General features: G+C 72.4%; 19 protein-coding genes. 10 read left to right on the plus strand and 9 right to left on the minus strand.

What is annotated here, in order from left to right; all coding sequences use genetic code 11:
* Positions 1-47 precede the first annotated feature (47 nt).
* Together ABZ721_RS08370 and ABZ721_RS08375 are read left to right on the plus strand one after the other, a co-directional pair.
* Positions 48-926, plus strand: a complete 879-nt coding sequence (locus ABZ721_RS08370; protein ID WP_358787805.1) for an ABC transporter ATP-binding protein — start codon at positions 48-50, stop codon at positions 924-926.
* Positions 923-3,526: an FtsX-like permease family protein gene (locus tag ABZ721_RS08375; RefSeq protein ID WP_358787806.1), complete on the plus strand. Its 2,604-nt coding sequence runs from the start codon at positions 923-925 to the stop codon at positions 3,524-3,526. Before ABZ721_RS08370 ends, ABZ721_RS08375 begins: the two co-directional genes overlap by 4 nt.
* Positions 3,527-3,633: 107 nt before the next feature.
* On the opposite strand, the gene ABZ721_RS08380 is transcribed toward ABZ721_RS08375, so the two are convergent.
* The 3 genes from ABZ721_RS08380 to pepN form a co-directional block, all read right to left on the minus strand.
* Entirely contained in the window at positions 3,634-6,951 is a 3,318-nt protein-coding gene (locus ABZ721_RS08380) for a S8 family serine peptidase (protein WP_358787807.1), read from the minus strand.
* Positions 6,952-7,106: 155 nt separating this feature from the next.
* Positions 7,107-8,141 carry a hypothetical protein gene (locus tag ABZ721_RS08385; RefSeq protein ID WP_358787808.1) on the minus strand — a complete coding sequence of 345 codons (1,035 nt, stop codon included), beginning with the start codon at positions 8,139-8,141 and terminating at the stop codon, positions 7,107-7,109.
* Between the two features lie 242 nt (positions 8,142-8,383).
* On the minus strand, positions 8,384-10,960 hold the full coding sequence (gene pepN, locus ABZ721_RS08390; protein WP_358787809.1) for an aminopeptidase N: 2,577 nt from the start codon (positions 10,958-10,960) through the stop codon (positions 8,384-8,386).
* 148 nt (positions 10,961-11,108) lie between these two features.
* Between pepN and ABZ721_RS08395 the strand changes: the two genes are divergently transcribed.
* Positions 11,109-11,747: a DsbA family protein gene (locus tag ABZ721_RS08395; RefSeq protein ID WP_358787810.1), complete on the plus strand. Its 639-nt coding sequence runs from the start codon at positions 11,109-11,111 to the stop codon at positions 11,745-11,747.
* Positions 11,747-12,136: a VOC family protein gene (locus ABZ721_RS08400; protein ID WP_358787811.1), complete on the plus strand. Its 390-nt coding sequence runs from the start codon at positions 11,747-11,749 to the stop codon at positions 12,134-12,136. Before ABZ721_RS08395 ends, ABZ721_RS08400 begins: the two co-directional genes overlap by 1 nt.
* Before the next feature lie 91 nt (positions 12,137-12,227).
* Here the strand turns inward: ABZ721_RS08400 and ABZ721_RS08405 are convergent, their stop codons facing one another.
* Together ABZ721_RS08405 and ABZ721_RS08410 are read right to left on the minus strand one after the other, a co-directional pair.
* Positions 12,228-12,869: a superoxide dismutase gene (locus ABZ721_RS08405; protein WP_358787812.1), complete on the minus strand. Its 642-nt coding sequence runs from the start codon at positions 12,867-12,869 to the stop codon at positions 12,228-12,230.
* An 84-nt stretch (positions 12,870-12,953) separates the two neighbouring features.
* Positions 12,954-14,390, minus strand: a complete 1,437-nt coding sequence (locus ABZ721_RS08410) for an amino acid permease (RefSeq protein ID WP_358787813.1) — start codon at positions 14,388-14,390, stop codon at positions 12,954-12,956.
* A gap of 322 nt (positions 14,391-14,712) precedes the next feature.
* On the opposite strand from ABZ721_RS08410, the gene ABZ721_RS08415 reads away from it, so the two are divergent.
* The gene (locus tag ABZ721_RS08415; RefSeq protein WP_358787814.1) at positions 14,713-15,315 is read left to right on the plus strand and encodes a biotin transporter BioY; all 603 of its coding nucleotides are present in this window, start codon (positions 14,713-14,715) and stop codon (positions 15,313-15,315) included.
* Between the two features lie 71 nt (positions 15,316-15,386).
* On the opposite strand, the gene ABZ721_RS08420 is transcribed toward ABZ721_RS08415, so the two are convergent.
* Positions 15,387-16,835, minus strand: a complete 1,449-nt coding sequence (locus ABZ721_RS08420) for an amino acid permease (protein ID WP_358787815.1) — start codon at positions 16,833-16,835, stop codon at positions 15,387-15,389.
* Between the two features lie 138 nt (positions 16,836-16,973).
* On the opposite strand from ABZ721_RS08420, the gene ABZ721_RS08425 reads away from it, so the two are divergent.
* Entirely contained in the window at positions 16,974-17,459 is a 486-nt protein-coding gene (locus ABZ721_RS08425) for a ribose-5-phosphate isomerase (RefSeq protein ID WP_358787816.1), read from the plus strand.
* Between the two features lie 7 nt (positions 17,460-17,466).
* Entirely contained in the window at positions 17,467-18,288 is an 822-nt protein-coding gene (locus ABZ721_RS08430) for a DNA-formamidopyrimidine glycosylase family protein (RefSeq protein WP_358787817.1), read from the plus strand.
* A gap of 31 nt (positions 18,289-18,319) precedes the next feature.
* Here the strand turns inward: ABZ721_RS08430 and ABZ721_RS08435 are convergent, their stop codons facing one another.
* On the minus strand, positions 18,320-19,552 hold the full coding sequence (locus ABZ721_RS08435; protein ID WP_358787818.1) for a GNAT family N-acetyltransferase: 1,233 nt from the start codon (positions 19,550-19,552) through the stop codon (positions 18,320-18,322).
* A 112-nt stretch (positions 19,553-19,664) separates the two neighbouring features.
* Here ABZ721_RS08435 and ABZ721_RS08440 point away from each other — a divergent pair, with 112 nt between their 5' ends.
* Both ABZ721_RS08440 and ABZ721_RS08445 read left to right on the plus strand, forming a co-directional pair.
* Positions 19,665-20,807, plus strand: coding sequence for a PP2C family protein-serine/threonine phosphatase (locus tag ABZ721_RS08440; RefSeq protein WP_358787819.1), 1,143 nt, complete (start codon positions 19,665-19,667; stop codon positions 20,805-20,807).
* A 243-nt stretch (positions 20,808-21,050) separates the two neighbouring features.
* Positions 21,051-21,245: a hypothetical protein gene (locus ABZ721_RS08445; protein WP_358787820.1), complete on the plus strand. Its 195-nt coding sequence runs from the start codon at positions 21,051-21,053 to the stop codon at positions 21,243-21,245.
* Here the strand turns inward: ABZ721_RS08445 and ABZ721_RS08450 are convergent.
* Entirely contained in the window at positions 21,210-22,223 is a 1,014-nt protein-coding gene (locus tag ABZ721_RS08450; RefSeq protein WP_358787834.1) for an asparaginase, read from the minus strand. The two genes, ABZ721_RS08445 and ABZ721_RS08450, sit on opposite strands and share 36 nt — an antisense overlap.
* Before the next feature lie 117 nt (positions 22,224-22,340).
* Between ABZ721_RS08450 and ABZ721_RS08455 the strand changes: the two genes are divergently transcribed.
* Positions 22,341-22,793, plus strand: a complete 453-nt coding sequence (locus ABZ721_RS08455; protein WP_358787821.1) for an Lrp/AsnC family transcriptional regulator — start codon at positions 22,341-22,343, stop codon at positions 22,791-22,793.
* Positions 22,794-22,822: 29 nt separating this feature from the next.
* On the opposite strand, the gene ABZ721_RS08460 is transcribed toward ABZ721_RS08455, so the two are convergent.
* The gene (locus ABZ721_RS08460; protein WP_358787822.1) at positions 22,823-23,194 is read right to left on the minus strand and encodes an ArsC/Spx/MgsR family protein; all 372 of its coding nucleotides are present in this window, start codon (positions 23,192-23,194) and stop codon (positions 22,823-22,825) included.
* Positions 23,195-23,331: the final 137 nt, after the last annotated feature.

A 23,331-nucleotide genomic window follows, 5' to 3' on the forward strand; every position in this document is an offset into this window, starting at 1 on the left:
CCTCCGTAACTTCGAAAGGGTCGTCAGCAACCGAAACAGGGGACACCATGCGACTCCGGTCGAAGCACTCCAGCACCGCTCCCACGGCCCCCGAGGCGCCGCGGTACCCGCCGCGGACCAGCGGCGACTTCGCGCCCGGCGGCCACGGGCCGGTCGGCGGCGCCGCTGCCGGGACCGCCTCCGGTGCCGCCGTCGAGCTGCGCTCCGTGCGCCGCACCTACGGGCGCGGCGACTCCACCGTGCACGCGCTGCGCGGCATCGACCTCGCGCTGGCGCGGGGCAGCTTCACCGCGGTGATGGGCCCCTCCGGCTCCGGCAAGAGCACCTTCCTGCAGTGCGCGGCCGGACTCGACAAGCCGACGGCGGGCACCGTGCACCTCGGCGGCGCCGACATCACCGGGCTCAACGAGAACAAGCTCACCCAGCTGCGCCGCAGCCGCATCGGCTTCGTCTTCCAGTCCTTCAACCTGCTGCCCTCGCTCACCGTGCAGCAGAACGTCATGCTGCCGCAGCGGCTGGCCGGGGCGCGCCCCGACCGGCGGCGGGCGGCGGAGCTGCTCGCCCAGGTCGGCCTGGAGGGGTACGGCAAGCGGCGTCCGGGGCAGCTGTCCGGCGGTCAGCAGCAGCGCGTGGCCATCGCCCGCGCGCTGATCACCGCACCCGAGGTGGTGTTCGCGGACGAGCCGACCGGCGCCCTGGACACCAACACCGCCCGCGAGGTGCTGGGGCTGCTGCGGCACGCCGTGGACCGGCTCGGCGCGACCGTCGTCATGGTCACCCACGACCCGGTCGCCGCCTCCTTCGCGGACCGGGTGCTCTTCCTCGCCGACGGTTCGCTCGCCGGGCACCTGGAGCGTCCGCAGCCGACGGAGATCGCCGACCACATGGTCGCGCTGACCACCGGCACCGTGGCGCGTGCCGCGTGAACGGCCTCGCCCGCGCCTCCGTGCGCTTCCGGCCCGCGTCCTTCGCCGGCACGTTCGTCGCCCTGCTCTTCGCCGCCGCCATCGTGAGCGCCTGCGGCTCCCTGCTGCAGACCGGGATCGTCGCGCACCTGGCGCCCGAGCGGTACGCGAGCGCCCCGGTGGTCGTCGCGGCCGACCAGCACGCCCGGATGACCGTCGGCCACGGCGAGGACCGCGAGGAGGAGGCCGAGCCGCTGCCCGACCGGGCCCGCGTCGACGCCGGGCTCGCGGACCGCATCGCCCGCGAGCCGGGTGTCGCGGCGGCCGTGCCCGACGTGGCCTTCCCCGTGCAGAGCACGTCGCTGCCGACGCTGACCGGCCGCGACTGGTCGGCCACCGCGATCGGCACCGGCGCGACCGGCGCCACCCCGGAAGCGACCACCCCCGACGGGACCACCCCCGACGGGACCACCTCGGACGGGACCTCCCGGGACGGCAAGCGGCTGATCGAGGGGCGTGCGCCCGCGGCGGGCGAGGTCGTCCTCGACGCCGCCACCGCGCGCGCCGCGAAGCTGGCGACCGGCGACACCGTCACCCTCGTCGCGCCCGCCCGCACCGCCGGCTACCGCGTCTCCGGCCTGACGGCGGAACGCGTCGGCGCCGCCACCGCGTGGTTCGACGACGCGTCGGCGGGCCGCCTCGCCGGCCACCCGGGCCAGGCGGACGCCATCGCCGTCTACGCCCGCCCGGGCGTCAGCACCGCGCAGCTCGCCGCACAGGTCGAGCACGCCGTCGACGGGCACGCCCTGGTGCGGACCGGGAACGCCCGCGGCGAGGTCGAGCACCCCGAGCTGGCGGGCGCCAAGGAGGTGCTGACCGGCCTGGGCGGCTCCTTCGGCGGCATCGCCGCCATGACCGCGGTCTTCGTCGTCATGGGCACCGTCGCCCTCGCGATCGGCCAGCGCAGCCGGGAGATCGCCCTGCTGCGGGCGATCGGCGCCACCCCGCGGCAGATCCGCCGCACGGTCGCGACCGAGGCGATGATCGTCGCCCCGATCGCCGGGGCGCTCGGCATCCTGCCGGGGCTCGCGCTCGCCCACTGGTGGCTCGGCCAGCTCGTCGACCGGGAGGCGGTGCCCGCCGGGCTGGAGCTGTCCACCGGCTGGATCCCGATGGTCAGCGCGGTCGGCGCCGGACTGCTCAGCTCGCTCGTGGCCGGCTATCTCGCCGCCCGCCGGCCCTCCAAGGCCCGGCCCAGCCAGGCGCTGGGCGAGGCCGCGGTGGAGCGCGCGCGTCCCGGGGTGATCCGTACGGTGCTCGGCCTGGCGGCCCTCGCCGGCGGCATCGCCATGGCGGCGCTCGCGGCCCACACCACGGGGGACGACGCGGCCAACATCGCGCTCGGCGTCGTGATGCTCTTCATGCTCTGCGTCGCGCTGCTCGGCCCGGTCGTCGCGTGGCTCGCCGCCACCGTCCTGGGGATACCGTTGCGGGCCGGCGGCGCTCCGGGGGCGCTCGCCGCCGCCAACGCCCGTGCCAACTCCCGCCGGCTGGCCTCCGCGATCACCCCGATCGTGCTGGTCATCGCCTTCTGCGGCACGCTGGTCTTCATGCAGAGCACCATCACGCACGCCTCCTCCGAGCAGGTGCGCGACGGTGTGGTCGCCGACCAGATCGTCAGCGGCACCGGCGGGGGACTGCCGGCCACCGCCGCCGGGCAGGCGGCGCGCGTCGAGGGTGTGGACGCGGCCGTGGGCGTGCTGCGCACCGGCGCCCTCTACCGGGCGGCGGGCTCCTTCAACACCGCCTCCGTGCTGGGGGTCTCGGGCACCCCGGCCGACTTGGCCAAGGTGCTCGACCTCGGGGTGAAGGAGGGAACGCTGAACGGGCTGGCGGCGAACGACACCGTCGCGCTGAACCGGCTGCTCGCCGACACCGCCGACAAGTCGGTCGGCGACCGCATCGAACTGCGGCTCGGCGACGGCACCACCGTCAGCCCCCGGATCGTCGCCCTGTACGAGCGCGGCCTGGGCCTCGGTGAGATGGTGCTGCCGCGCGCGGCGGTCGCCGGGCACGTGACGGCCGCGTACGACAGCCAGGTGCTGGTGCGGGACGCGGAAGGCGCCGACCGGGCCGCCGTGGCGACCGCGCTGCGGCGCCTCGACGCCCCGGGCGTCGAGGTCACCGACCGTGCCGGCTACGGCGCCCAGGTCGACAGGAACCTGGAGCTCAACGCGTGGGCCAACCGCGTGATGGCCGCGGTCCTCGGTGGATTCGCCGCCGTCGCGGCGGCCAACACCCTGGTCATGACGGTCCTCGACCGGCGCCGCGAGGTCGCCCTGCTGCGGCTGGCGGGCACCACCCGCCGCCAGGTGCTGGGGATGATGCGCTGGGAGGCGCTGCTCGTCGGCGGCGCGGGCCTGGTGATCGGCGCGGCCATCGCCTGGGCGACGCTCACCCCGATCGCCCGCGGGGTGACCGGCGGCGCCCCGTACGTGCCGCCCGCAGCGGCCGCCGCCATCGCCGGCGGGGTGCTCCTGCTGGGCCTGGCCGCCACCGTCCTGCCGACCCGCGCGCTGCTGCGCACCCGGCCGATCGAGGCGGGCGCCGGCCGCGAGTAGCGGGTGCCGGGGGAGCGAAGGCGGGGCAGGTGCCGGGGAACGCCGACGGGGCGGGCGCTCGTGAGAGCACCCGCCCCGCCGTCGTACCGCTACCGGTCAGCGGCTGGTCAGCCGGTGACCTTCTTGATGATGACGCTGCCCGTGCCCGCGATGGTGCCGCGGGTGTTCAGCAGCTGCACCTCACCGAAGAACTGACGTCCTTCGGGGGCCGGGGACGCGGCCACGACCTGCGCGGAGAAGGACGCCGTGGCGCCGTTCGCCAGCGTGACGGTCTTGGTCTCGTCGACCTTGACCTGGCCGAGCGAGGCGGCGAAGTACACGTCCTTGTAGTTGTACTCCGTGGTGCCCGCCGGGACCGAGTAGCCGGTCACGACGACGGTGTACGTACCGGCGGCCGGGTTGGCGATGCTGACCGCCTCCTCGGAGTCGCCGTCCGCGGACGAGCCGACCTTGGTGGAGCCGAGGTAGACCTCGAGGTCGAGGTCCGCGCCGTTGTCCGAGGTGGAGCCGATCGCCACGTCGAGCCGCGAGGCGCCGGCGCCGACGACGACCGTCGTCTCCTTCGTCTCACCCTGCGCGATGGTCGGGCGGGCGGTCAGCGCGGAGCCGAGGGCGCCGCCCTTCAGCTTGCCGTCGATCGCGGCGAAGTTGTTGGTGACCTTCCAGTCGACCGCGGCCGGAACGCCGACCTTGGCCTCGTCGAGGGTCGCCACGGCCGGGTCGAACGTGACACCCAGCACCGACGCCGTGACGGCGTACGGGTTGTTCAGCAGCGGGGAGGTACGGCGCGACTCGACCTCGATCTCCCACACGCCGGGCAGCGGGTCGGTGTACGACCGCAGGTCCGGACGGCAGGTGTTGGCCGGGTTCACGTAGTTCAGGTAGCAGAACGGGGTGCTGGTGTTGTCCACCGGAACGCCGTACGGGTTGATCGCGATGAACCGGGTCTGGCTGGTCGCCTGGATGCCGCCGAGGGCGATCTCCAGGGACTTGGCGCCGGCCGGCACGTTCACGAAGTACGAGGTGGAGCTGTTGCGCTGCACCACTCCCGACTCCTTGAGGGAGAAGGCGGGCGAGGCCAGCGGCTTGGCGACCACGACGGTGGCCAGGATCTGCTGGTCGGTGCCCTTGGTGCGCTTGTCGTCCACGGTCAGGATGACGCTGTGCAGACCGGCGGTCTTCGCCTTCGCGGTGACCTTGACGGTGACCGGCACGTTCAGCGGCAGCGAGACCTCGCTGCTGCCGGCGAGCTTGAAGGTGCCGTCGTTGTTCTGCAGCGCCAGCGAGTGCTTGACCGCGCGGTCGGCGCCGGTGGTGCGGGTGATGGTAACGTCGTACGTCCGGGACTGGCCGGTCTTGAGGCCGCCCTGCCGGTCGTAGATGCCGGTGCCGAAGCCCGGGGTCTTCAGGAACGCTGACAGCGCGGTGTTGACCGGAGCCTTGACGGTGTACTCGTTGGCCGAGACACCCGCCTTGATCAGGTTCCAGGCACCGTTGATGTCGATCAGGCCCGAGCCCTCTTCGTACGCCTGGGCGCCCGCGATGTGCTTCGCGGAGCTGGTCAGCGCGGTCCGCAGGGCGGCCGGGTTCAGCGGGATGTTCTTCTGCTTCGCGGCGGAGATCAGCAGCGCGCTGGCGCCCGCGGCCTGCGGGGAGGCCATCGAGGTGCCCTGCAGCATCGCGTAGCCGGGCGGCAGGGTGTAGCCCGCCTCGGCGACCGGGCCGCCGGGCTCCCAGGTCGGGATGGTGTTGATCGAGGCGCCGGGCGCGGTGATGGTCGGCGTGAAGCCGCCGTCCTCACGCGGGCCGCGCGACGAGAACGGCATCATCGCGTACGGCTTGTCCACCTGCGAGCCGTAGTCGGCCGCCCAGGTCTCCTTGGAGATCGACGCGCCGACGCTCAGGACCTTGTCGGCGAGGCCGGGGTCGCCGATGGTGTTGGCACCCGGGCCGCTGTTGCCGGCCGAGATGACCAGCTGGACGCCGTAGGTGTCGATGAGGCGCGTGTAGAGCTCGGCACGCGCGTTGTTGGCGTCGTTCAGCGCGGGCAGGCCGCCGATGGACATGTTCACGATGTCCACGCCGCGGTTCACGACGAGGTCGATCATGCCCTCGGTCAGCGCGACGTTGGTGCAGCCGCCGCTCCAGGTGCAGGCGCGCGAGGAGACGATCTTCGCGCCGGGCGCGGCACCGTTCATCTTGCCGCCGAACAGGCCGTTCGCGGCGGTGATGCCCGCGACGTGGGAGCCGTGCTCGGACTCGATGAGGCCGATGTTGACGAAGTCGGCCTTCTTGCCGACCCAGTCGCCGCCGTACGGGTCCGTGGGGACGTCCTTGCGGATCTGGACCACGAACGGGATCGACTCGGAGATCGGGGTGGCGGGGTTGTCCGTCCCGAAGTGCGCGATCTGGAAGCCGTTCTTGTACGGCTTGAGCGCCTCGTCGTCGGTGAAGTCACCGTTGTTGTTCAGGTCGACGCGCACGGTGCCGGCGGCGGCGTCGTAGAGCACGCCCCAGACATCGGTGGTGTCGCCGTCGCGGTTGAGGTCGCCGGCCATGTCGCCGCCGGTCGTCGCGGCCTCGGCGAACTGGTTGAACAGGAAGGAGCCGGCCGGTGCGGTCCAGGTGCGGCCCGCGATGGTGAAGGTGGGCCCGGAGACCGCGGCCGTCATCCGGCGCCAGGTGGCGTCGCCGTCGGTTATCGGGTCGGTGGCGGTGACCCAGTCGACGATCTTGCGCTCGCCGGTGGTGGTCTTCTGCAGCGCCGGGTGACCGAGGTCGACCCCGGAGTCCAGGATGCCGATGGTCACGCCGCGGCCGTCGGCCTTGGGCTGGTTCTTGACGAAGTCCACCGCGCCGGTCTCGAAGGCGGGCTGGTACGGGTTCTTCGCCGGGGTGCTCGCGCTGGGACCGGGGTAGGTCTTCGCGGCGGCCTTGCTCTTGGCCTTGACGCTCTTGGCGGTGTCCGCCACGGGCGTCGGGTCGTCGAGCGCGATCTCCTGCTTGAGGTCGATGCCGTGGACCGAGGACAGCTTCTGGGCCTTGGCGATCGCCGCGTCCGCCTTGGCGGTCGGGACGGTCGCGCGCACGTAGCCGAGCTTGTCGTAGGTGCTCCCCACCGAGGCGCCGGAGGCACCGAGCTGGTCGACGACCTGCTGGGTGGCGCCGGGAGCGGTGGCGATCATCATCGTCACGGTCTTGTCGCCGTCGGACTTGGCCTCGGCCAGGAGGGCCGCGTCGGCGGAACCGAGCTTGTCGGTGGAAGCCTTGACCGGGGCGGAGGCGGGTCCGCCGGTCGGGTTGCCGGTTGGGGCGTTGTCGGCGAACGCGGTGGCGGACCCGGTCGCGGCCAGTGCGGCCACCAGGCCTGCGGCGAGCGCGACGCGGGCCACGCGTCTCTTGGCGCGTATGTGATCGAGAGGCATGGGCATCCTTGTTCGGAAAACGGTGCCGGTTGACCGCTAAGGGTCACGTAAGCGACCGGTGTTTGTGGAGAGTTGTCCGAGACGGGATGTGGACATGACGTATTTCCGCCATACGCCAGGTGAGGCAAATGGGGCGCTAGGGAGTAAAGCGCCGGTCAACTGGGGGTCACGACTACGTAAGCGGCCGGAGTCCGGTCGGTCGAGGCCATCAGAGCGGTGCGCACGACGGTCGCCTGCTGGTCCAGCGCCTCGCGTAGCTTCTTCGGGGTGAGGTGGACGACGGTGATGCCGAGTCCCTCCAGGTGCTCGCGCTTCTGGGCGTACTGCGACCACAGGGCGTCGTCGTCCTGGCGGGGTCCGCGCGCGTCGATCTCCAGCGCCACCGCGTGCTCCGGCCAGTAGGCGTCCACGCCGCCGAGCGAGGGTCCGCCGGGCAGCCGCAGGTCGACGTGCCACACCGGGTCCGGCAGGCCGTAGCAGGCCACCATCTCGTAGAGCCGGCCCTCGGCCAGCGCCCGCCCCTCCGCCAGCAGCGCGTCCACCGCGTCCACCACGTGCGGCCGGGACAGCAGCCGGGCCCGGCTCAGCTCCCGCACCACCGCGGCCGCGTCGCAGTGTCCGCCGCGCACCGCCTCGGTCAGCAGCCGCCGTACGGTCCCGGCGTCGTCGAGGTCCGCCACCGCGTCGGCCAGCGCCCGCGGGACCGGCGCGCACGGCAGCCCGGTCACCCGCTGCGGCGCGGGCAGCGTGTGCGCCCGGTGGATCGCCACGTCGCCGGCGTCCCGCAGCCGCCGCTGGCGCGGCACCAGGACGTCGATCCGGTCGATCCCCAGCAGCGGCGGCACCGAGGAGAACCGGTGCAGCGCCAGCGCCGCCAGCCCGGTCACCATCGCCTGCCCGTCCACCGGGCCGTCGGACCCGTCCGCTCCGTCCGGGCCGCCGGGCTCGCCCGGCTCGCACCCCGCGTACAGCAGCGCCGCCCGCAGCCGCTCGTCGCCGGTGGGCGGCCCGGCGTGCAGCAGGACCACCTGCGGCAGCAGCTGCTGCCAGGGCCCGCCGGGCCGGCAGCGTTCCGCCAGGGTGCTCGCGGTCACGCCGTGCTCGCGCAGCTGACGTGTCGTCAAGATCCGCCGCCGGGTGCGGGAGAGGTGGTCCAGGGGGCGGGGGGTGAGGGGCGCGTTGTGGTTCATGACGGGTTGCTTCCGCCACCGAACCGTCCGCTAACCGCTGTTACACGGTCGTCGACAAACCGGGACAAGCCCGCACTAAAGTTCAGGCGTTCGGATGCCGATGGGCGGTTTTCACCTATTCGGGTGAAGGACCCCCGTGGAGCGGGCGGATGAGCGGCGGAAACCGGGCACCGCACGGCGGAACCCCGCCGCGCCACTCCTCGAAAGGGTGACACGGCGGGGTTCGGCGGACAGGGCGGCCCTCAGCGGTCGACGGCCTGGGCGCGCAGCGCGCGGGTCAGGTCGTCGCGGGACTCCAGGACGAGTCGGCGCAGCGCGGGTGCCGCGTCCTGGTGCGCGTCGAGCCAGGCGGCGGCCGCGTCGGCGGTCTCCTGGGCGATCCGGTAGCGCGGGAACAGCCCCCGCACGATCGCCATGCCGATCTCGATCGAACGCTGCGACCAGATCCGCTCGATCACCTCGAAGTACCGGTCGGCGTACGGCGCGAGCAGCTCCTCCTGGCCCGGCTGGTCGAACCCGGCGATGCTCGCCTCGACCAGCGCGTTGGACAGGGCGTCCGACTCGACGACCGACGCCCACACCTGCGCCTTGACCGCCGCCGACGGCCGGGCCGCCAGGCAGCGCACCTGGTGCCGCCGCCCCGAGGCGGTGTCGTCGCGCGCCAGCTCGGCGGCGATCACGGCCTCGTCGACCTCGCCCGCGGCGGCCAGCGGCTCCAGGAACGCCCAGCGCAGCTCCTGGTCGATCTCCAGTCCGTCGATCTTGGCGTTGCCCTCCAGCAGCCCGCTCAGCAGCTGGAGGTCGGCCGCCGACGAGGCCACCGCGGCGAAGAAGCGCGCCCAGGCGAGCTGGTGCCCGCTGCCCGGCTCCGCCCGCCGCAGCTCGGTCAGCGCGCCCTGGGCCAGCGCGGTGGCGCCCTCGGCGCGCCACCGCGGCGCCGCGTACTGGTGCAGCGCGGTCCGCGCCTGCTGGTGCAGCGACTGCAGCACGCCGATGTCGGACTCCTGCCCGGCGAAGCGCAGCACGAGCCCGAGGTAGTCACGGGCCGGCATCAGCGCGTCCCGCGTCATGTTCCACACCGCCGACCAGGCCAGCGCCCGCGCCATGGGGTCGGACAGGTCGCCCAGGTGCCCCCGCAGGGTGTCGAGCGAGTCCGGGTCGAAGCGGATCTTGCAGTACGTCAGGTCCTCGTCGTTGACCAGGACCAGGTCGGGCCGCTCGGCGCCGGCCAGCTCCGCCACCACCGTGCGGGGCCCGGTCACGTCGGTCTCGGCGCGGGCGTAGCGCTCCAGGGCGCCGCCGTCGGTCCGCCGGTACAGGCCGACGGCGACGCGGTGCGGCCGCAGTTCCGGGTGCGACTCCGCGGCGCTCTGCAGGACGGCCAGCTCGGTGATCCGGTTCTCGCCGTCGTACACCGCCTCGGGCGTCAGCGAGTTCACCCCGGCGGTCTGCAGCCAGGCGCGGGACCACTGCGCCATGTCCCGGCCCGAGGTCTCCTCCAGCACCGCCAGCAGGTCCGCCAGCGTGGTGTTCCCGTACGCGTGCCGCTTGAAGTAGCGCCGCGCCGCCTCCAGGAAGGCGTCCGCGCCGACGTAGGCGACGAGCTGCTTCAGCACGGACGCGCCCTTGGCGTACGTGATGCCGTCGAAGTTGAGCTTGGCGTCCTGGAGGTCGTGGATGTCCGCCGTGACGGGGTGTGTCGAGGGCAGCTGGTCGGCCCGGTACGCCCACGCCTTGCGGCGGTTGGCGAAGGTGATCCAGCCGTCCGTGAAGCGGGTCGCCTCCACCTGCGAGTAGGCGCCCATGAAGTCGGCGAACGACTCCTTGAGCCACAGGTCGTCCCACCACTGCATGGTGACCAGGTCCCCGAACCACATGTGCGCCATCTCGTGCAGGATGACGTTGGCCCGGCCCTCGTACGCCGCCTGCGTCACCTTGCCGCGGAACACGAACTCCTCGCGGAACGTGACGCAGCCCGGGTTCTCCATCGCGCCGATGTTGTACTCGGGCACGAACGCCTGGTCGTACTTCCCGAAGGGGTACGGGTAGTCGAAGGTGTCGTGGAAGAAGTCCAGCCCCTGCTTGGTGACCGTGAAGATGTCGTCCGCGTCGAAGTGCGGCGCGAGCGAGGCCCGGCACAGCGCGCCGAGCGGGATGTCCAGCGCGGTGCCGTCGTCGAAGGTGCGCGAGTAGTGGTCGCGCACCACGTGGTACGGCCCGGCGACGACCGCCGTGATGTACGTCGAGATCGGCTTGGTGGGCGCGAAGTCCCACGTCGTGGAGGACGGGTCGGCGTCGCGGACGGGACCGGCCTGGGCTTCGTTGCTCAGCACGGTCCAGTGCGCGGGCGCGGTCACCGAGAAGGTGAAGGGCGCCTTGAGGTCCGGCTGCTCGAAGTTGGCGAAGACCCGGCGGGCGTCGGCCGGCTCGTACTGCGTGTACAGGTAGGTCTCGCCGTCCTGCGGGTCGGCGAAGCGGTGCAGCCCCTCGCCGGTGCGGCTGTACGCGCACCGCGCGTCCACGGTGAGGACGTTGTCGGCGGCGAGGTCGTCGAGCGCGATCCGCGTCCCGTCGAAGACGGCCGCCGGGTCCAGCGCCCGGCCGTTGAGCACCACGGAGTCGACGGCCGGTGCGAGCAGGTCCACGAAGGTGGCCGCGCCGGGCCGCGCGGACCGGAAGCGGATCGTGGTCACCGAGCGGAACGTGTCCTCGTCCGGCCGGGTGGCCGACCGCAGGTCGAGCGCGACCTCGTATCCGTCGACCGCGAGGATCCGCGCACGCTCGCGGGCCTCGTCACGGGACAGGTTCTCACCGGGCACTGATGACTCCTTTGTCAGCATCTTCGATCGATTCGCATACTCCCACGCCGCACGAATGGACGACAGGCGGGAATGCGGCCCCCGATCCCGAGGTTTCCGAGGTACGAGCGGTCCATGCCGTGTTGTTCGTTCCTGAGGAGAAGCTGAAGTGACCACAGCAGAGAAGACCCCCGTCGACTTCTGGTTCGACCCCCTGTGCCCCTGGGCGTGGATGACCTCGCGCTGGATGCTGGAGGTCGAGAAGGTCCGCCCGGTCGAGGTCCGCTGGCACGTCATGAGCCTCGCCGTCCTCAACGAGCCCAAGATCGACGAGCTGCCCGAGCAGTACCGCGAGCTGCTCGGCCCGAAGGGCTGGCGGCCGGTGCGCGTGGTCGTCGCGGCCCAGCAGAAGTACGGCGACGAGGTCGTCGGCAAGCTCTACACCGCGCTCGGCACGCGCTTCCACAACCGCGGCGAGGGCCCGACCCTGGAGGCGATCGTGGGGGCGCTGGAGGACGCGGGCCTGCCGCCCGAGCTGATCGACTACGCCGACCAGGACACCTACGACGCCGAGGTGCGCGCCTCCCACCAGGAGGGCATCGACAAGGTCGGCCAGGACGTCGGCACCCCGGTCATCGCCGTTCCCGGCGCCGACGGCGAGCAGGTCGCGTTCTTCGGCCCGGTCGTCACCCCCGCCCCCAAGGGCGAGGCCGCGGCCCGCCTGTGGGACGGCACCCTGCTGGTGGCCGCCACCCCCGGCTTCTACGAGATCAAGCGCTCCCGGACCGCCGGGCCGATCTTCGACTGATGCCGCACCTCGGACTGGTGACCCTCGTCGTCCGCGACTACGACGAGGCCATCGTCTTCTACACCGGCGCGCTCGGCTTCGAGCTGCGCGAGGACACCGCACGCGACGACGGCAGCCGCTGGGTGGTCGTGGCCCCGCGCGCGTCGCAGGGGACGACGGGCCTGCTCCTGGCGCGGGCGTCGACCCCCGAGCAGGAGGCCCGGATCGGCGGCCAGACCGGCGGCCGGGTGGGCCTCTTCCTGAACACCGACGACTTCGACGGCGACTACAAGCACATGGTCGCGGCCGGCGTCGTCTTCGAGGAGGAGCCGCGGCACGAGGCGTACGGTTCTGTCGTGGTCTTCCAGGATCTGTACGGCAACCGCTGGGACCTCATCGAACCCCGCTGACGTCCGGTCGGCAGGCAAGGGCGAAGGCCCCCGCGCGACACCACCGCGCGGGGGCCTTCGGCTTTCGGGTGCGCCGGGAGGCGTCCTTCCACTAGGCCGGCAGCAGCAGGCCGCTCGCCCGCTCTTTGGCGGCGGTGTACCGGGCCTGGACGTCCTGCCAGTTCACGACGCCCCACATCGCCTCGACGAAGTCGACCTTCTGGTTGCGGTACTGAAGATAGAACGCGTGCTCCCAGGCGTCGAAGACGAGCAGCGGGACGCTGCCCTGGCCGACGTTGCCCTGGTGGTCGTAGACCTGCTCGACGATCAGCCGCTCGCTGAGCGGCTCGTACGCCAGCACGCCCCAGCCTGAGCCCTGCGTGGTGGCCGCGGCCTTGGAGAGCTGGGTCTTGAAGCGGGCGAAGCCGCCGAAGTCCTCCGCGAGGGCGTCCGCGAGCTGCCCCGTGCCGTCCTTGTCGAGCGGCTCGCCGCCGCCGTCGCCGGACATGTTCGACCAGTAGATGCTGTGCAGGATGTGGCCGGAGAGGTGGAAGGCGAGGCTCTTCTCCAGGCCGTTGATGCCGCCCCACTGCTCCTTGTCGCGAGCTTCGGCGAGCTGTTCGAGGGTGTCGTTCGCGCCCTTCACGTACGCCGCGTGGTGCTTGTCGTGGTGCAGCTCGATGATCTCGCCGCTGATCACGGGCTCCAGCGAGGCGTAGTCGTAGGGCAGTTCAGGAAGCGTGTAGACGGGCATGCGCGAGTTCCTCCGGCCGCTAGCTTATTGCAAGTCTTATGCAATTGCACGCTAGCAGCAGAAGGATCGCCGACCCGGGCGCCCCTACCGGCCGGCCCCCTTCCCGCCGGTGTCCCGCAGCTCCGTGTCCTTCCGGCCGGTGTCCCGCGCGCCGCCACGGCGCCCGCGCCACTCCCGTCCGAGCGCCACCGCGAGCACCACGGCCGTCGCCCCCGCCGACCACAGCACCTGCGGGCGCGCCGCGTCGTCCGTCAGCATCAGCACCAGGACCGCGGCCATCCCCGCCAGCGCCGCCCAGCTCAGCCACGGGAAGCACCACATGCGCAGGCTGAGCGCCCCCGGTGCCTCGCGCTCCAGCCGCCGCCGCAGCCGCAGCTGCGAGGCGGCGATCAGGCTCCACACCACGAGCAGCACGGCGCCGACCGCGTTGAGCAGGTACTGGAAGACCGAGTCCGGCCACTCGAGGTTGAGCAGCACCGACACGAAGCCGAACGCCACGGACGCCAGCACCGCCGGGCGCGGCACCCCGCCGCGCGAGATCCGCGTCAGGCGGGCCGGCGCCTCGCCCCGTTCGGCGAGCGAGAAGACCATCCGCGACGAGCCGTACAGGTTGGCGTTGAGCGCGGACAGCAGTGCGACGAACACCACGATGTTCATGATCTGGGCCGCCCCGGGGATGCCGATCCGGTCCAGCACCGCGACGTACGGGCTCCGCCCGGGTACCACGGCGTCCCACGGCAGCAGGGTCACGATGACGAGCATCGAGCCGACGTAGAAGAGCAGGATGCGCCAGACCGCGCTGCGCACCGCGCGCCCCACCGCGCGCGCCGGATCGTCCGACTCGGCCGCCGCGATGGTCACGACCTCGAGACCGCCGAAGGCGAAGACGACCGCGAGCACGCCGGAGACCACGCCGTCCCAGCCGTTGGGCAGGAAGCCGCCGCGGCCGGTGAGGTTCGCCAGGCCCACCGGATCGGTGTCGGGGAGCAGCCCGCAGACGGCCAGCAGGCCCAGCCCGAGGAAGAGCACGATGGCGGCGATCTTGAGCGCCGCGAACCAGAACTCGAACTCGCCGAAGTTGCCCACGGCGGCGAGGTTGGCGGCGGTGAACACCACCATGAACAGCAGCACCCACGCCCAGGTCGGCACCGCCGGCAGCCAGCCGTTCGCGATCTTCGCCGCGCCGGTCGCCTCCACCGCCAGCACCACGACCAGCAGCAGCCAGTACAGCCAGCCGACCGTGAAGCCGGCCCAGCGGCCGAAGGCCCGTTCCGCGTGCACCGAGAACGACCCGGAGGCGGGCATCGCGGCCGACAGCTCGCCGAGCATCCGCATCACCAGCATCGCGAGCAGGCCCGCGATCAGGTACGACACGACGATGCCCGGTCCGGCGACCGCGATCCCGGCGCCCGAGCCGACGAACAGCCCCGCACCGATCACCCCGCCCAGGCCGAGCATGGTCAGATGGCGCTGCTTCAGCCCGGCCGACAACGGCTCGGCGGGGGGCGGTACGTCAGGCATGGCGCGGGAACTCTCAGAGGACGGGGGCGGCGGGGGAGTGGGTGGGGTTTGGTGGGACTCCACAGTCTCCCCGGGCCCGGCCGTGCTCCGCAAAACCGTCGCGCGCCGGGCGCGGCGACCCGCCCCGATCGTGACGAGCATCACGTGACCTGCTGAAACAAGCTGAACACCCATGCGGCTGTGGAGGCTGGGGCGTTCAGGGAACTCTCCAAGACGCCGGGCGAGCCTTTGTCGGCTGCTGACGGTGATCTTGTGATGCCCGCTGCGTTAGCGTCACGGCGTCAGCTGGAGAAATCCCCCTTCCCTCACCCTCGGAGTACCGATGAGCACCGCTGCTGTCTCAGACACCCGGACCGGCACGGTCCTCGCCGACCTGCTCCCTGCCTCCTCCGCCGCCCGCGCGCGGGTGCGGGACGTGGCCCTGGTGGTCGGCGGCGCCGCGCTCACCGGCCTGGCGGCGCAGCTGTCGGTGCCGGTCCCCGGCTCCCCGGTCCCGGTCACCGGCCAGACCTTCGCCGCGCTGCTGGTCGGCACCGCGCTCGGCGCCCGCCGCGGCTTCGCGGCGCTGGCGCTCTACGCCGTCGCGGGCGTGGCGGGCATGCCGTGGTTCGCGGAGGGCACGTCGGGCTCGTCCATGCCGAGCTTCGGCTACATCCTCGGGATGCTGCTCGCCTCGGCCGCCGTCGGCGCACTCGCCCGGCGCGGCGCGGACCGCACCGTGCTGCGGACGGCCGGCGCCATGGTGCTCGGCAGCGCCATCATCTACGCGGTCGGCGTGCCGTACCTGGCGCTGTCCGCGCACCTGTCCGCCGGCAAGGCCGTCTCCCTCGGCCTGACGCCGTACCTGCTCGGCGACGCGCTCAAGGCCGCGCTCGCGATGGGCGTGCTGCCCGCCGCCTGGCAGCTGGTGAACCGCAAGGGCTGACGGTCCCAGGGAGCACGACGGCGGCCCGGCCCCTCGGAAGGGGCCGGGCCGCCGTCGTACCCGCGGGGTGGCTACGACCCGGTGACGGCGTCCTCGCGGCGGTTGCGGCGCATCCGCTCGCGGACCAGCGAGACGGCGATGACCACGGCGGCCACCAGCAGCGACAGCAGCACCTGCGGCCGGCCGTCCTTGTCGGTGAGCATGTAGACGAGCACGAACGAGATCATGCCGATCGTCGCCCACGTCAGGTACGGGAAGAGCCACATCCGCACGATGAGCTTCTCCGGTTCCTCCCGCTCGATGATCCGGCGCATCCTCAGCTGCGAGAAGCAGATGACCAGCCAGACGAAGAGCGCGACCGCGCCGGACGAGTTGAGCAGGAACTTGAAGACGGTGTCCGGCCACTCGTAGTTGAAGAAGACGGCGACGAAGCCGAACAGGACCGAGCCCAGGATCGCGTTTCGCGGCACGCCGCCCTTGCTGGTCTGCGCGAACCGCGCCGGCGCGTCGCCGCGCTGCCCGAGCGAGAAGGCCATCCGGGACGCGGTGTAGAGGCCCGAGTTGAGGCAGGACAGCACGGCCGTCAGCACGATGACGTTCATGATCTGCCCGGCGTGCGCGATGCCTATCGAGTCCAGGGCCGCGACGTACGAGCCCTTCTTGACGATCGCCGGGTCGTCCCACTTCAGCAGGGAGACCACGATCAGGATCGAGCCCAGGTAGAAGACGCCGACGCGCCAGATCACGCTGTTGGTCGCCTTGGTGATCGCCTTGCGCGGGTTCTGCGACTCACCGGCCGCCAGGGTGACGATCTCGCTGCCCATGAACGAGAACACCACCATCAGCACGCCGGTGAGGATGGCGCCGGGCCCGTTCGGCAGGAAGCCGCCGTGCCCGGTGAGGTTGGCCATCCCGACCGCCTCGTGGTCCGAGCCCGGCAGGATGCCGAAGGCCGCGAGCCCGCCCAGGACGATGAACGCGGCGATGGCGACGACCTTGATCCCGGCGAACCAGAACTCGAACTCGCCGTACGAGCCGACGGAGACCAGGTTGGTCGCGGTCAGCACGGCCATCACGATCAGCGCCCAGGCCCACTGCGGGACGCCGGACACCCAGCCGTGCAGGATCGTCGCGCCGGCCGTCGCCTCGACCGCGAGCACCACGACCCAGAAGAACCAGTAGAGCCAGCCGATGGAGAACCCGGCCCAGCGGCCGAGCGCCCGGTCCGCGTAGGCGGAGAACGAGCCGGACGTGGGGTTGGCCACCGCCATCTCGCCCAGCATCCGCATGACGAACACGACCATGGTGCCGACGAGCGCGTACGAGAGCAGGATGCCGGGGCCCGCTGCCGCGATGCCGGAGCCGGAGCCGACGAACAGGCCGGCGCCGATCACGCCGCCGATCGCGATCATCGACAGGTGGCGGTTCTTGAGTCCGGCCTGCAGGCCGGAGGACTGCTGTGGAGCGGGGTCGTCCTGCTTGGGGGAATCGGTCACAACTGAGGGGGGAAGTGAGCTCATGGGGTCGCATCCAATACCCGAACCCCTCACTTACGGAACAGCTGAGGCCAATTCGTTGTTTTAACCTCAAATAACCCTCAAGCGCGCTCGGTGCCCCCCTGACGTTTGCCCGCCTCCGGACGTGCCACACTCGTGCCCATGCGCGTGTATCTCGGCTCCGACCATGCCGGCTTCGAACTCAAGAACCACCTCGTGGAGTGGCTCAAGGCCAACAACCACGAGGTGACGGACTGCGGTCCGCTCATCTATGACGCCCAGGACGACTACCCGCCGTTCTGCCTGCGTGCCGCGGAGCGGACCGCCGCCGACCCCGGCAGCCTCGGCATCGTCATCGGTGGCTCCGGCAACGGCGAGCAGATCGCCGCGAACAAGGTCAAGGGCGTCCGCGCCGCGCTCGCCTGGAGCGAGCAGACCGCGGCCCTGGGCCGCGAGCACAACGACGCCAACGTGATCAGCATCGGCGGCCGGATGCACACCGAGGACGAGGCGACGAAGTTCGTCGAGATCTTCCTCGCCACCCCGTACTCCGGCGAGGAGCGGCACACCCGCCGCATCGACATGCTCACCGCGTACGAGAACACCGGCGAGCTCCCCGCGATCCCGGCCCACCACCCGCAGGGCTGACCGCACCATGCCCGAAGGGCACACGATCCACCGGCTGGCCGCCGACCACCTCGCGAGGTTCGGCGGCCGCCCTGTGCGGGCGAGCAGCCCGCAGGGGAAGTTCTCCGACAGCGCCGCGCTGCTGGACGGCGCGGTCCTCGACCGCGTCGACGCCCACGGCAAGCACCTGTTCCTCGGGTTCGACGCGGTCGGCTGGGTCCACATCCACCTCGGCCTCTTCGGCAAGCTCGGCTTCGGCGACGGCAAGGCCCCGCCGCCCACCGACACCGTCCGGCTGCGGCTCGCCGTCCCGGACGCGTACGCCGACCTGCGCGGCCCCACCACCTGCGCGTTGATCACCGACGGCGAGAAGCAGGCGATACACGACCGGCTGGGCCCGGACCCGCTGCGCCCGGCGGACGACCCGGCCGCCGCCTGGCAGCGGATCAGCCGCAGCCGCACCACGATCGCGGCACTCCTGATGGACCAGAAGGTCGTCGCGGGCGTGGGCAACGTCTACCGGGCCGAGGTGCTCTTCCGGCACGGCGTCGACCCCTACCTCCCGGGCCGCGACCTCACCCGCGCCCGGTGGGACGCGATCTGGGCCGACCTGGTCGCGCTCATGCGCGAGGGGGTGCGCAACAACCGCATCGACACCGTCCGCCCCGAGCACGAGCCGGAGGCGATGGGCCGCCCGCCCCGCCGGGACGACCACGGCGGCGAGGTCTACGTCTACCGCCGCACCGGGCAGCCCTGCCTGGTCTGCGCGGAGGAGATCCGCACGGCGGGCCTGGCGGCGCGGAACCTGTTCTGGTGCCCGCGCTGCCAGGGACGGCCGTCGGCCGGCTGAGACCGGCGGCCGTCCCCCCGCGTGCCCGGTCTCAGAAGCCGTGCGGCAGCCACGGCCTGACGTCGGAGCCGAACGCGGCCGAGGCCTCGGCCAGCGCGCCCGGCCGTACCTCCGTCACCCGCCCGGCCGCCGCCAGCGCGCTCAGCGAGAACCCGCCCAGGTAGGCCGCGCCCAACTCCCGGGCCGACAGCGCCAGGTCAGCCGCGTCGGCGGTCCGCTCGCACGTCGCGCCCTTCGCGTCGCCCGCCAGCCGCCAGCGCCCCGCGTTCCAGGGGCAGAACGCGTCCTCGACGTCGAGCACCACGTCCACCGGCGCCGCGTACGTGCGCGCCTCCAGCGCCGCCCCGACGTCCACCGTCCGCACGAAGAGGCCGTCGCGGACCCCGACGGCGCACCGGCGGATGTCGGAGACCAGGTGCAGGACCGGGTCGTCGACCGGCCGGTTGCGGATCCGCACCGAGGACGTCAGGTCGATCCCGAACAGGAAGTCCCACAGCGCGGCGTACGCCGCCGGGTCGAGCGCCTCGACGTCACGCAGCAGCACCACGCCGTCGGGGCCGGACGCCGTGCTCCAGACCGGCTTCAGCCCGTACCGCGCGTACCCGCGCACCTCGCCGTCGACCTCGGCGAGCACGCACAGCAGTTCGCCCGCGCCGTCCCGCATCGACTTCGGGTCGAGCAGCGGCTGTCCGTCCCAGCCCGGCTGCCGGGCGAGCATGCCCGGCCTGGCGGTGACCCGCTGCGCGTAGACCGCCTCGCACGCCTCCCGCGCCGCGGCGGCCGGCACGACCCGCAGCCGCACCCGGTCGGTGCCGGCCGGCAGGGCGAGCCGGACGCGGGTGGTGTCGATCTCCAGCCGCATCTGCTCGGTGGCCAGCCCGTACCCGAAGCGGCCGTAGATCGCCGGCTCCGAGGCGGTCAGGACCGCCAACGGCTCGCCGGCGGCGCGCACATCGTCCAGCTGCCTGCGCATCATCGACGTCAGCACACCGCGCCTGCGGTGCGTCGGCTGCACGCTCACCATCGTCACACCGGCGGCCGGCACCAGCGCGCCGCCCGGCACCGCGAGGCGGAACGAGAACGCCCCCGCGGTGCCGACGACCTCGTCGCCGTCCCACACCGCGAGCGACCGTTCGCATTCGGTCAACTCCCGCCACAGCGCGCGTTCCTCGCGGGACTCCGGGGGGCCGCCGAAGGCCCGCTCCAGCATCCCGTACCACTCGTCCCACCGCTCCGCGTCGAGCGTCCGCACTTCGGTCGTCATACACCCTGCCTACCAGGCCTCTTGGCGCGACGCGAACCCATTTACCGCACTCGGCGACCCACCGTCCGGGGAATCGACGTGCCGCCGAAAGGGTGGGTAGGGTCGCCGGAACATGGGTAAGGACGCGGCAAGAGACAGCCTGGGTACCCGGTGGCGCCGGTCGCTGCACAGGGTCCGCCTCGGCCTGCGCAAGTCCGCCGTCGACTACTTCCGCGGGGACGCGTCGGACTGGCTCGCGCTGAGCGTGCTGATGCTGACCATCCCGGCCCTCGCCTGGACCACCATCTGCATCCCCGTCTGGTGCCCGCCCAGCGCCCTCGTGCTGCCGATCCTCACCGGGGGCCTGCTGCTGCGCCCGGCGAGCCTGCTGGTGCTCTACATCGGCTCCGCGGTCGCGCTGGTCGTCGAGTCCGCGGTCCTCGGCCCGTACCGCGACGGGCCGTCCCGGGTGACCCCGGGCATCGTCCTGGTGGTCTCCGCCGTCGCACTGTCGGGGCTGCTCATCGCCCAGTTCCGCAGCCGCGTCGGCGTGCCGTGGCGGGGCGGCCACACGATGCTGTTCGACCTGCGCGAACGCATCCGGGTGCAGAGCCGGCTACCGCGGCTCCCGGCGGGCTGGCACGCCGAGATGGCGCTGCGGCCGGCCGGCGGCCAGTCCTTCTCCGGCGACTTCGTGGTCGCCACCCGCACGCTGGGCGGCCGGGTGCTGGAGGCGGTGCTGACGGACGTGTCGGGCAAGGGCATGGACGCCGCGTCCCGTTCGCTGCTGCTCTCCGGCGCCTTCGGCGGCCTGCTCGGCTCGCTGCCGCCGCACGCCTTCCTGACCGCCGCCAACGGCTACCTGCTGCGCCAGAACTGGGACGAGGGCTTCGCGACCTCCATCCACCTGGTGCTCGATCTGGAGAGCGGCGACTACGAGTTGCTCTCGGCCGGCCACCTGCCCGGCGTCCAGCTCAGCGCGGGATCCGGGCGCTGGCAGGAGATGGCGGCGGAGGGCCCGCTGCTGGGGGTCTACGACGGCGCCGAATTCCACGGCATCAAGGGCACGTTGCGATCGGGAGATGTTCTCCTGCTGTTCACCGACGGCCTGGTGGAGGCCGCGGACCGGGACATCACGGAAGGAATCGACCGGCTGATCGGCGAGGCCGACCGGTTCGTCGCCACCGGATTCCGCGGCTCCGCCTGGCGGTTGATCGAGGCGGTCGCCAAGGACGTCAACGACGACCGTGCGCTGCTGGTCGTGTGCCGTGACTGACCCGGCGGGGCCCGCTCCGGCGGCCCCCTCCGCGGAGCCGTCGCCGTCCGGCCCAACGCCCTTCACCCGCACGTCAGTTCGGCACCCCTGTTCGTGAGACGAGCTGTCCGATGGGCGGGATGTCGTGGAACGATGTGGTTCACGGGCCCATGGTGTCGGTGCTTGGTGGCACGATGGAAGCGGTGGGGGCGCGGCGACTCCCCGGACCGTCGTTGGGGTGTCTCGAAGAGGAAGTGATCCGCTGTGGCCATCTCCCTGTCCGTAGTCCTTCTGCTGGGCGTCATCCTTGTCGTCATGATCAGGGGGAAGTCGATCAAAGTCGGCCCCGCGATAGTGGCGGCCCTGTTCGGCTTCTTCATCGCCTCGACCAGCATGGCGCCGTCGGTGAATCGATTCCTTACCTCACTGGCCGACACCATCAACCAGATAAAGCTCTGAGGCGGAGTCCACGATCCGGCGCAGCGCCTCGGGGCGGCCGGCGCGGTCGGGGGTGGAGAGCAGGGCGGAGAGCACCGCGATGCGGGCCTGCCCCGCGCGCAGCGAGCCGGCCAGGACGGCGCCCGCCTCGACCAGGTCCACGGCCCCGCCACCGGTGTAGATCGGCGCCACCGCGCCGGCGGCCACGCGGGTGCTGACGGCGACGAGCACGCCGGCGGCCACCGCCCGGCCGACCGCGGCCGCGAAGTCCGGGGTCGCGTTGCCGGCTCCGGTGCCGACCAGCACGATGCCCTCGGCGCCCGCGGCCAGCGCGGCGTCGAACAGCACGGGGTCGGCGTCACTGTGGTGCATCACGATGTCCACCCGCGGCGGCCGCACGCCCACGGGGGGCAGCGGCAGCGCCTCGGGCCGGGGGCGGTGCCGGCCCCAGGTGACCCGGCCGAACTGCACCCGGCCCAGCGGCAGCCCCGTCGGGTCGGCGAACGCCTGGACGTCGACGGTGTGCTTCTTCACCGTCCCCCGGGCCGCGTGCACCAGCCCGCCGAAGACGACGACCGCGCCGATGTCCCGGCCGGTGGAGGCCGTCAGCAGCGCGTCGTAGAGGTTGCCCGCCGCGTCGCCGTCGGTCGCGTCGAGCGGCTTCTGCGCGCCGGTGAGGACGACCGGCCTGCGGTCCGCGTGGTGCAGGTCCAGCAGGAAGGCGGTCTCCTCCAGGGTGTCCGTGCCGTGCGTGACGACCACGCCGTCGACGGCCGGGTCGGCCAGCACCTCGTGCACCTTGCGCAGCAGCTCCAGCTGGTGCGCGGTGGTCAGCCGCGAGCTGTTGACGGTGAACAGGTCCACGACCCGCACGTCGACGCCCTCGGGGATGGCGCCCGCGGCCAGCACCTCGCGGCCCGCGGCCTCGGCCGCGTAGCCGGCCCCCTGCCACCTGCTGGCGATGGTGCCCCCGGTGCTGATGACGACGATGTGCGGCACAGTGACCCGCTTCCGCAATAGTCCGATTATGTCCACCGCAAGGATATGCGCTGAACGACACTATTTGATTGCTGATTACGGCGCGAAATGCTCGTCGGAGTGCTAGAAAATGTCATCATGGATGCCATCGACAGACGAATCTTGCGCGAGCTGCAGGCCGACGGCCGGCTGACCAACCAGGAGCTGGCCCAGCGGGTCGGCCTCACCCCCTCCCCGTGCCTGCGCCGGGTGCGCCAGCTGGAGGACGACGGGGTCATCCGCAGCTACCGCGCCGTCGTCGAGCCGGCCGCCGTCGGCCGCGGCTTCGAGGTCTTCGCCTCGGTCGAGGTCCGCCGCGACCGCGACTCGGTCGCCGCCTTCGAGGCGCAGCTCCAGTCCACCCCGGACGTCGTCGAGGCGTACCGCCTCTACGGCGCCCCCGGCTGCCTGCTGCGCATCGCCGTCGCCGACAGCGAGGCCTACGAGCGCTTCTGGACCGACCAGCTGATCGCCCTCCCGGGCGTCAGCGACGTCAACTCCCAAATGATCATGAAGCGCATCAAGGCCCCCCAGGGCATCCCCGTCGACTGACCGCGGCCCCGCCCCGCTCTTCCGCTCTTCTACTGCGCGGCCCCGCGCGACAGGGCGTCGCGGACCGCGTCCTCGGTGCGGGCGACCTGGGCGGTGCCGTCGTCCGAGGTGATGATCGGGCGCTGGATGAGGGAGGGGTGCGCGGCGAGGGCGTCGATCCAGCGGTCGCGGTCCCCGGGGGTGCGGGTCCACTCCTCCAGACCCAGCTCCGCAGCGGCCGGCTCGCCCGTCCGCGCGATGTCCCACGGTTCGAGCCCCAGCCGCTCCAGCACCGCCCGCAGCTCGCCCGCGTCCGGCGGGTCCTCCAGGTAGCGGCGGACGGTGTACCGAGCGCCCTCGGCGTCCAGCACGCTCAGCGCGGAGCGGCACTTCGAGCAGGCCGGATTGATCCAGATCTCCATCGCGGCAGCCTAGGTCGTGTCTTCACATCCTCGTCTGGTCGGCGGGGTCTGGCACGCACGCTCGCGGCGTTGTCGTCGGTCGCCTACGCTCCGCGTGGACTCCCTCCTCCGCCTTGCGATCGCACGCACCAGACCCC

The sequence above is a fragment of the Streptomyces sp. NPDC006733 genome (assembly GCF_040636125.1).
Taxonomy (GTDB): Bacteria; Actinomycetota; Actinomycetes; order Streptomycetales; family Streptomycetaceae; genus Actinacidiphila.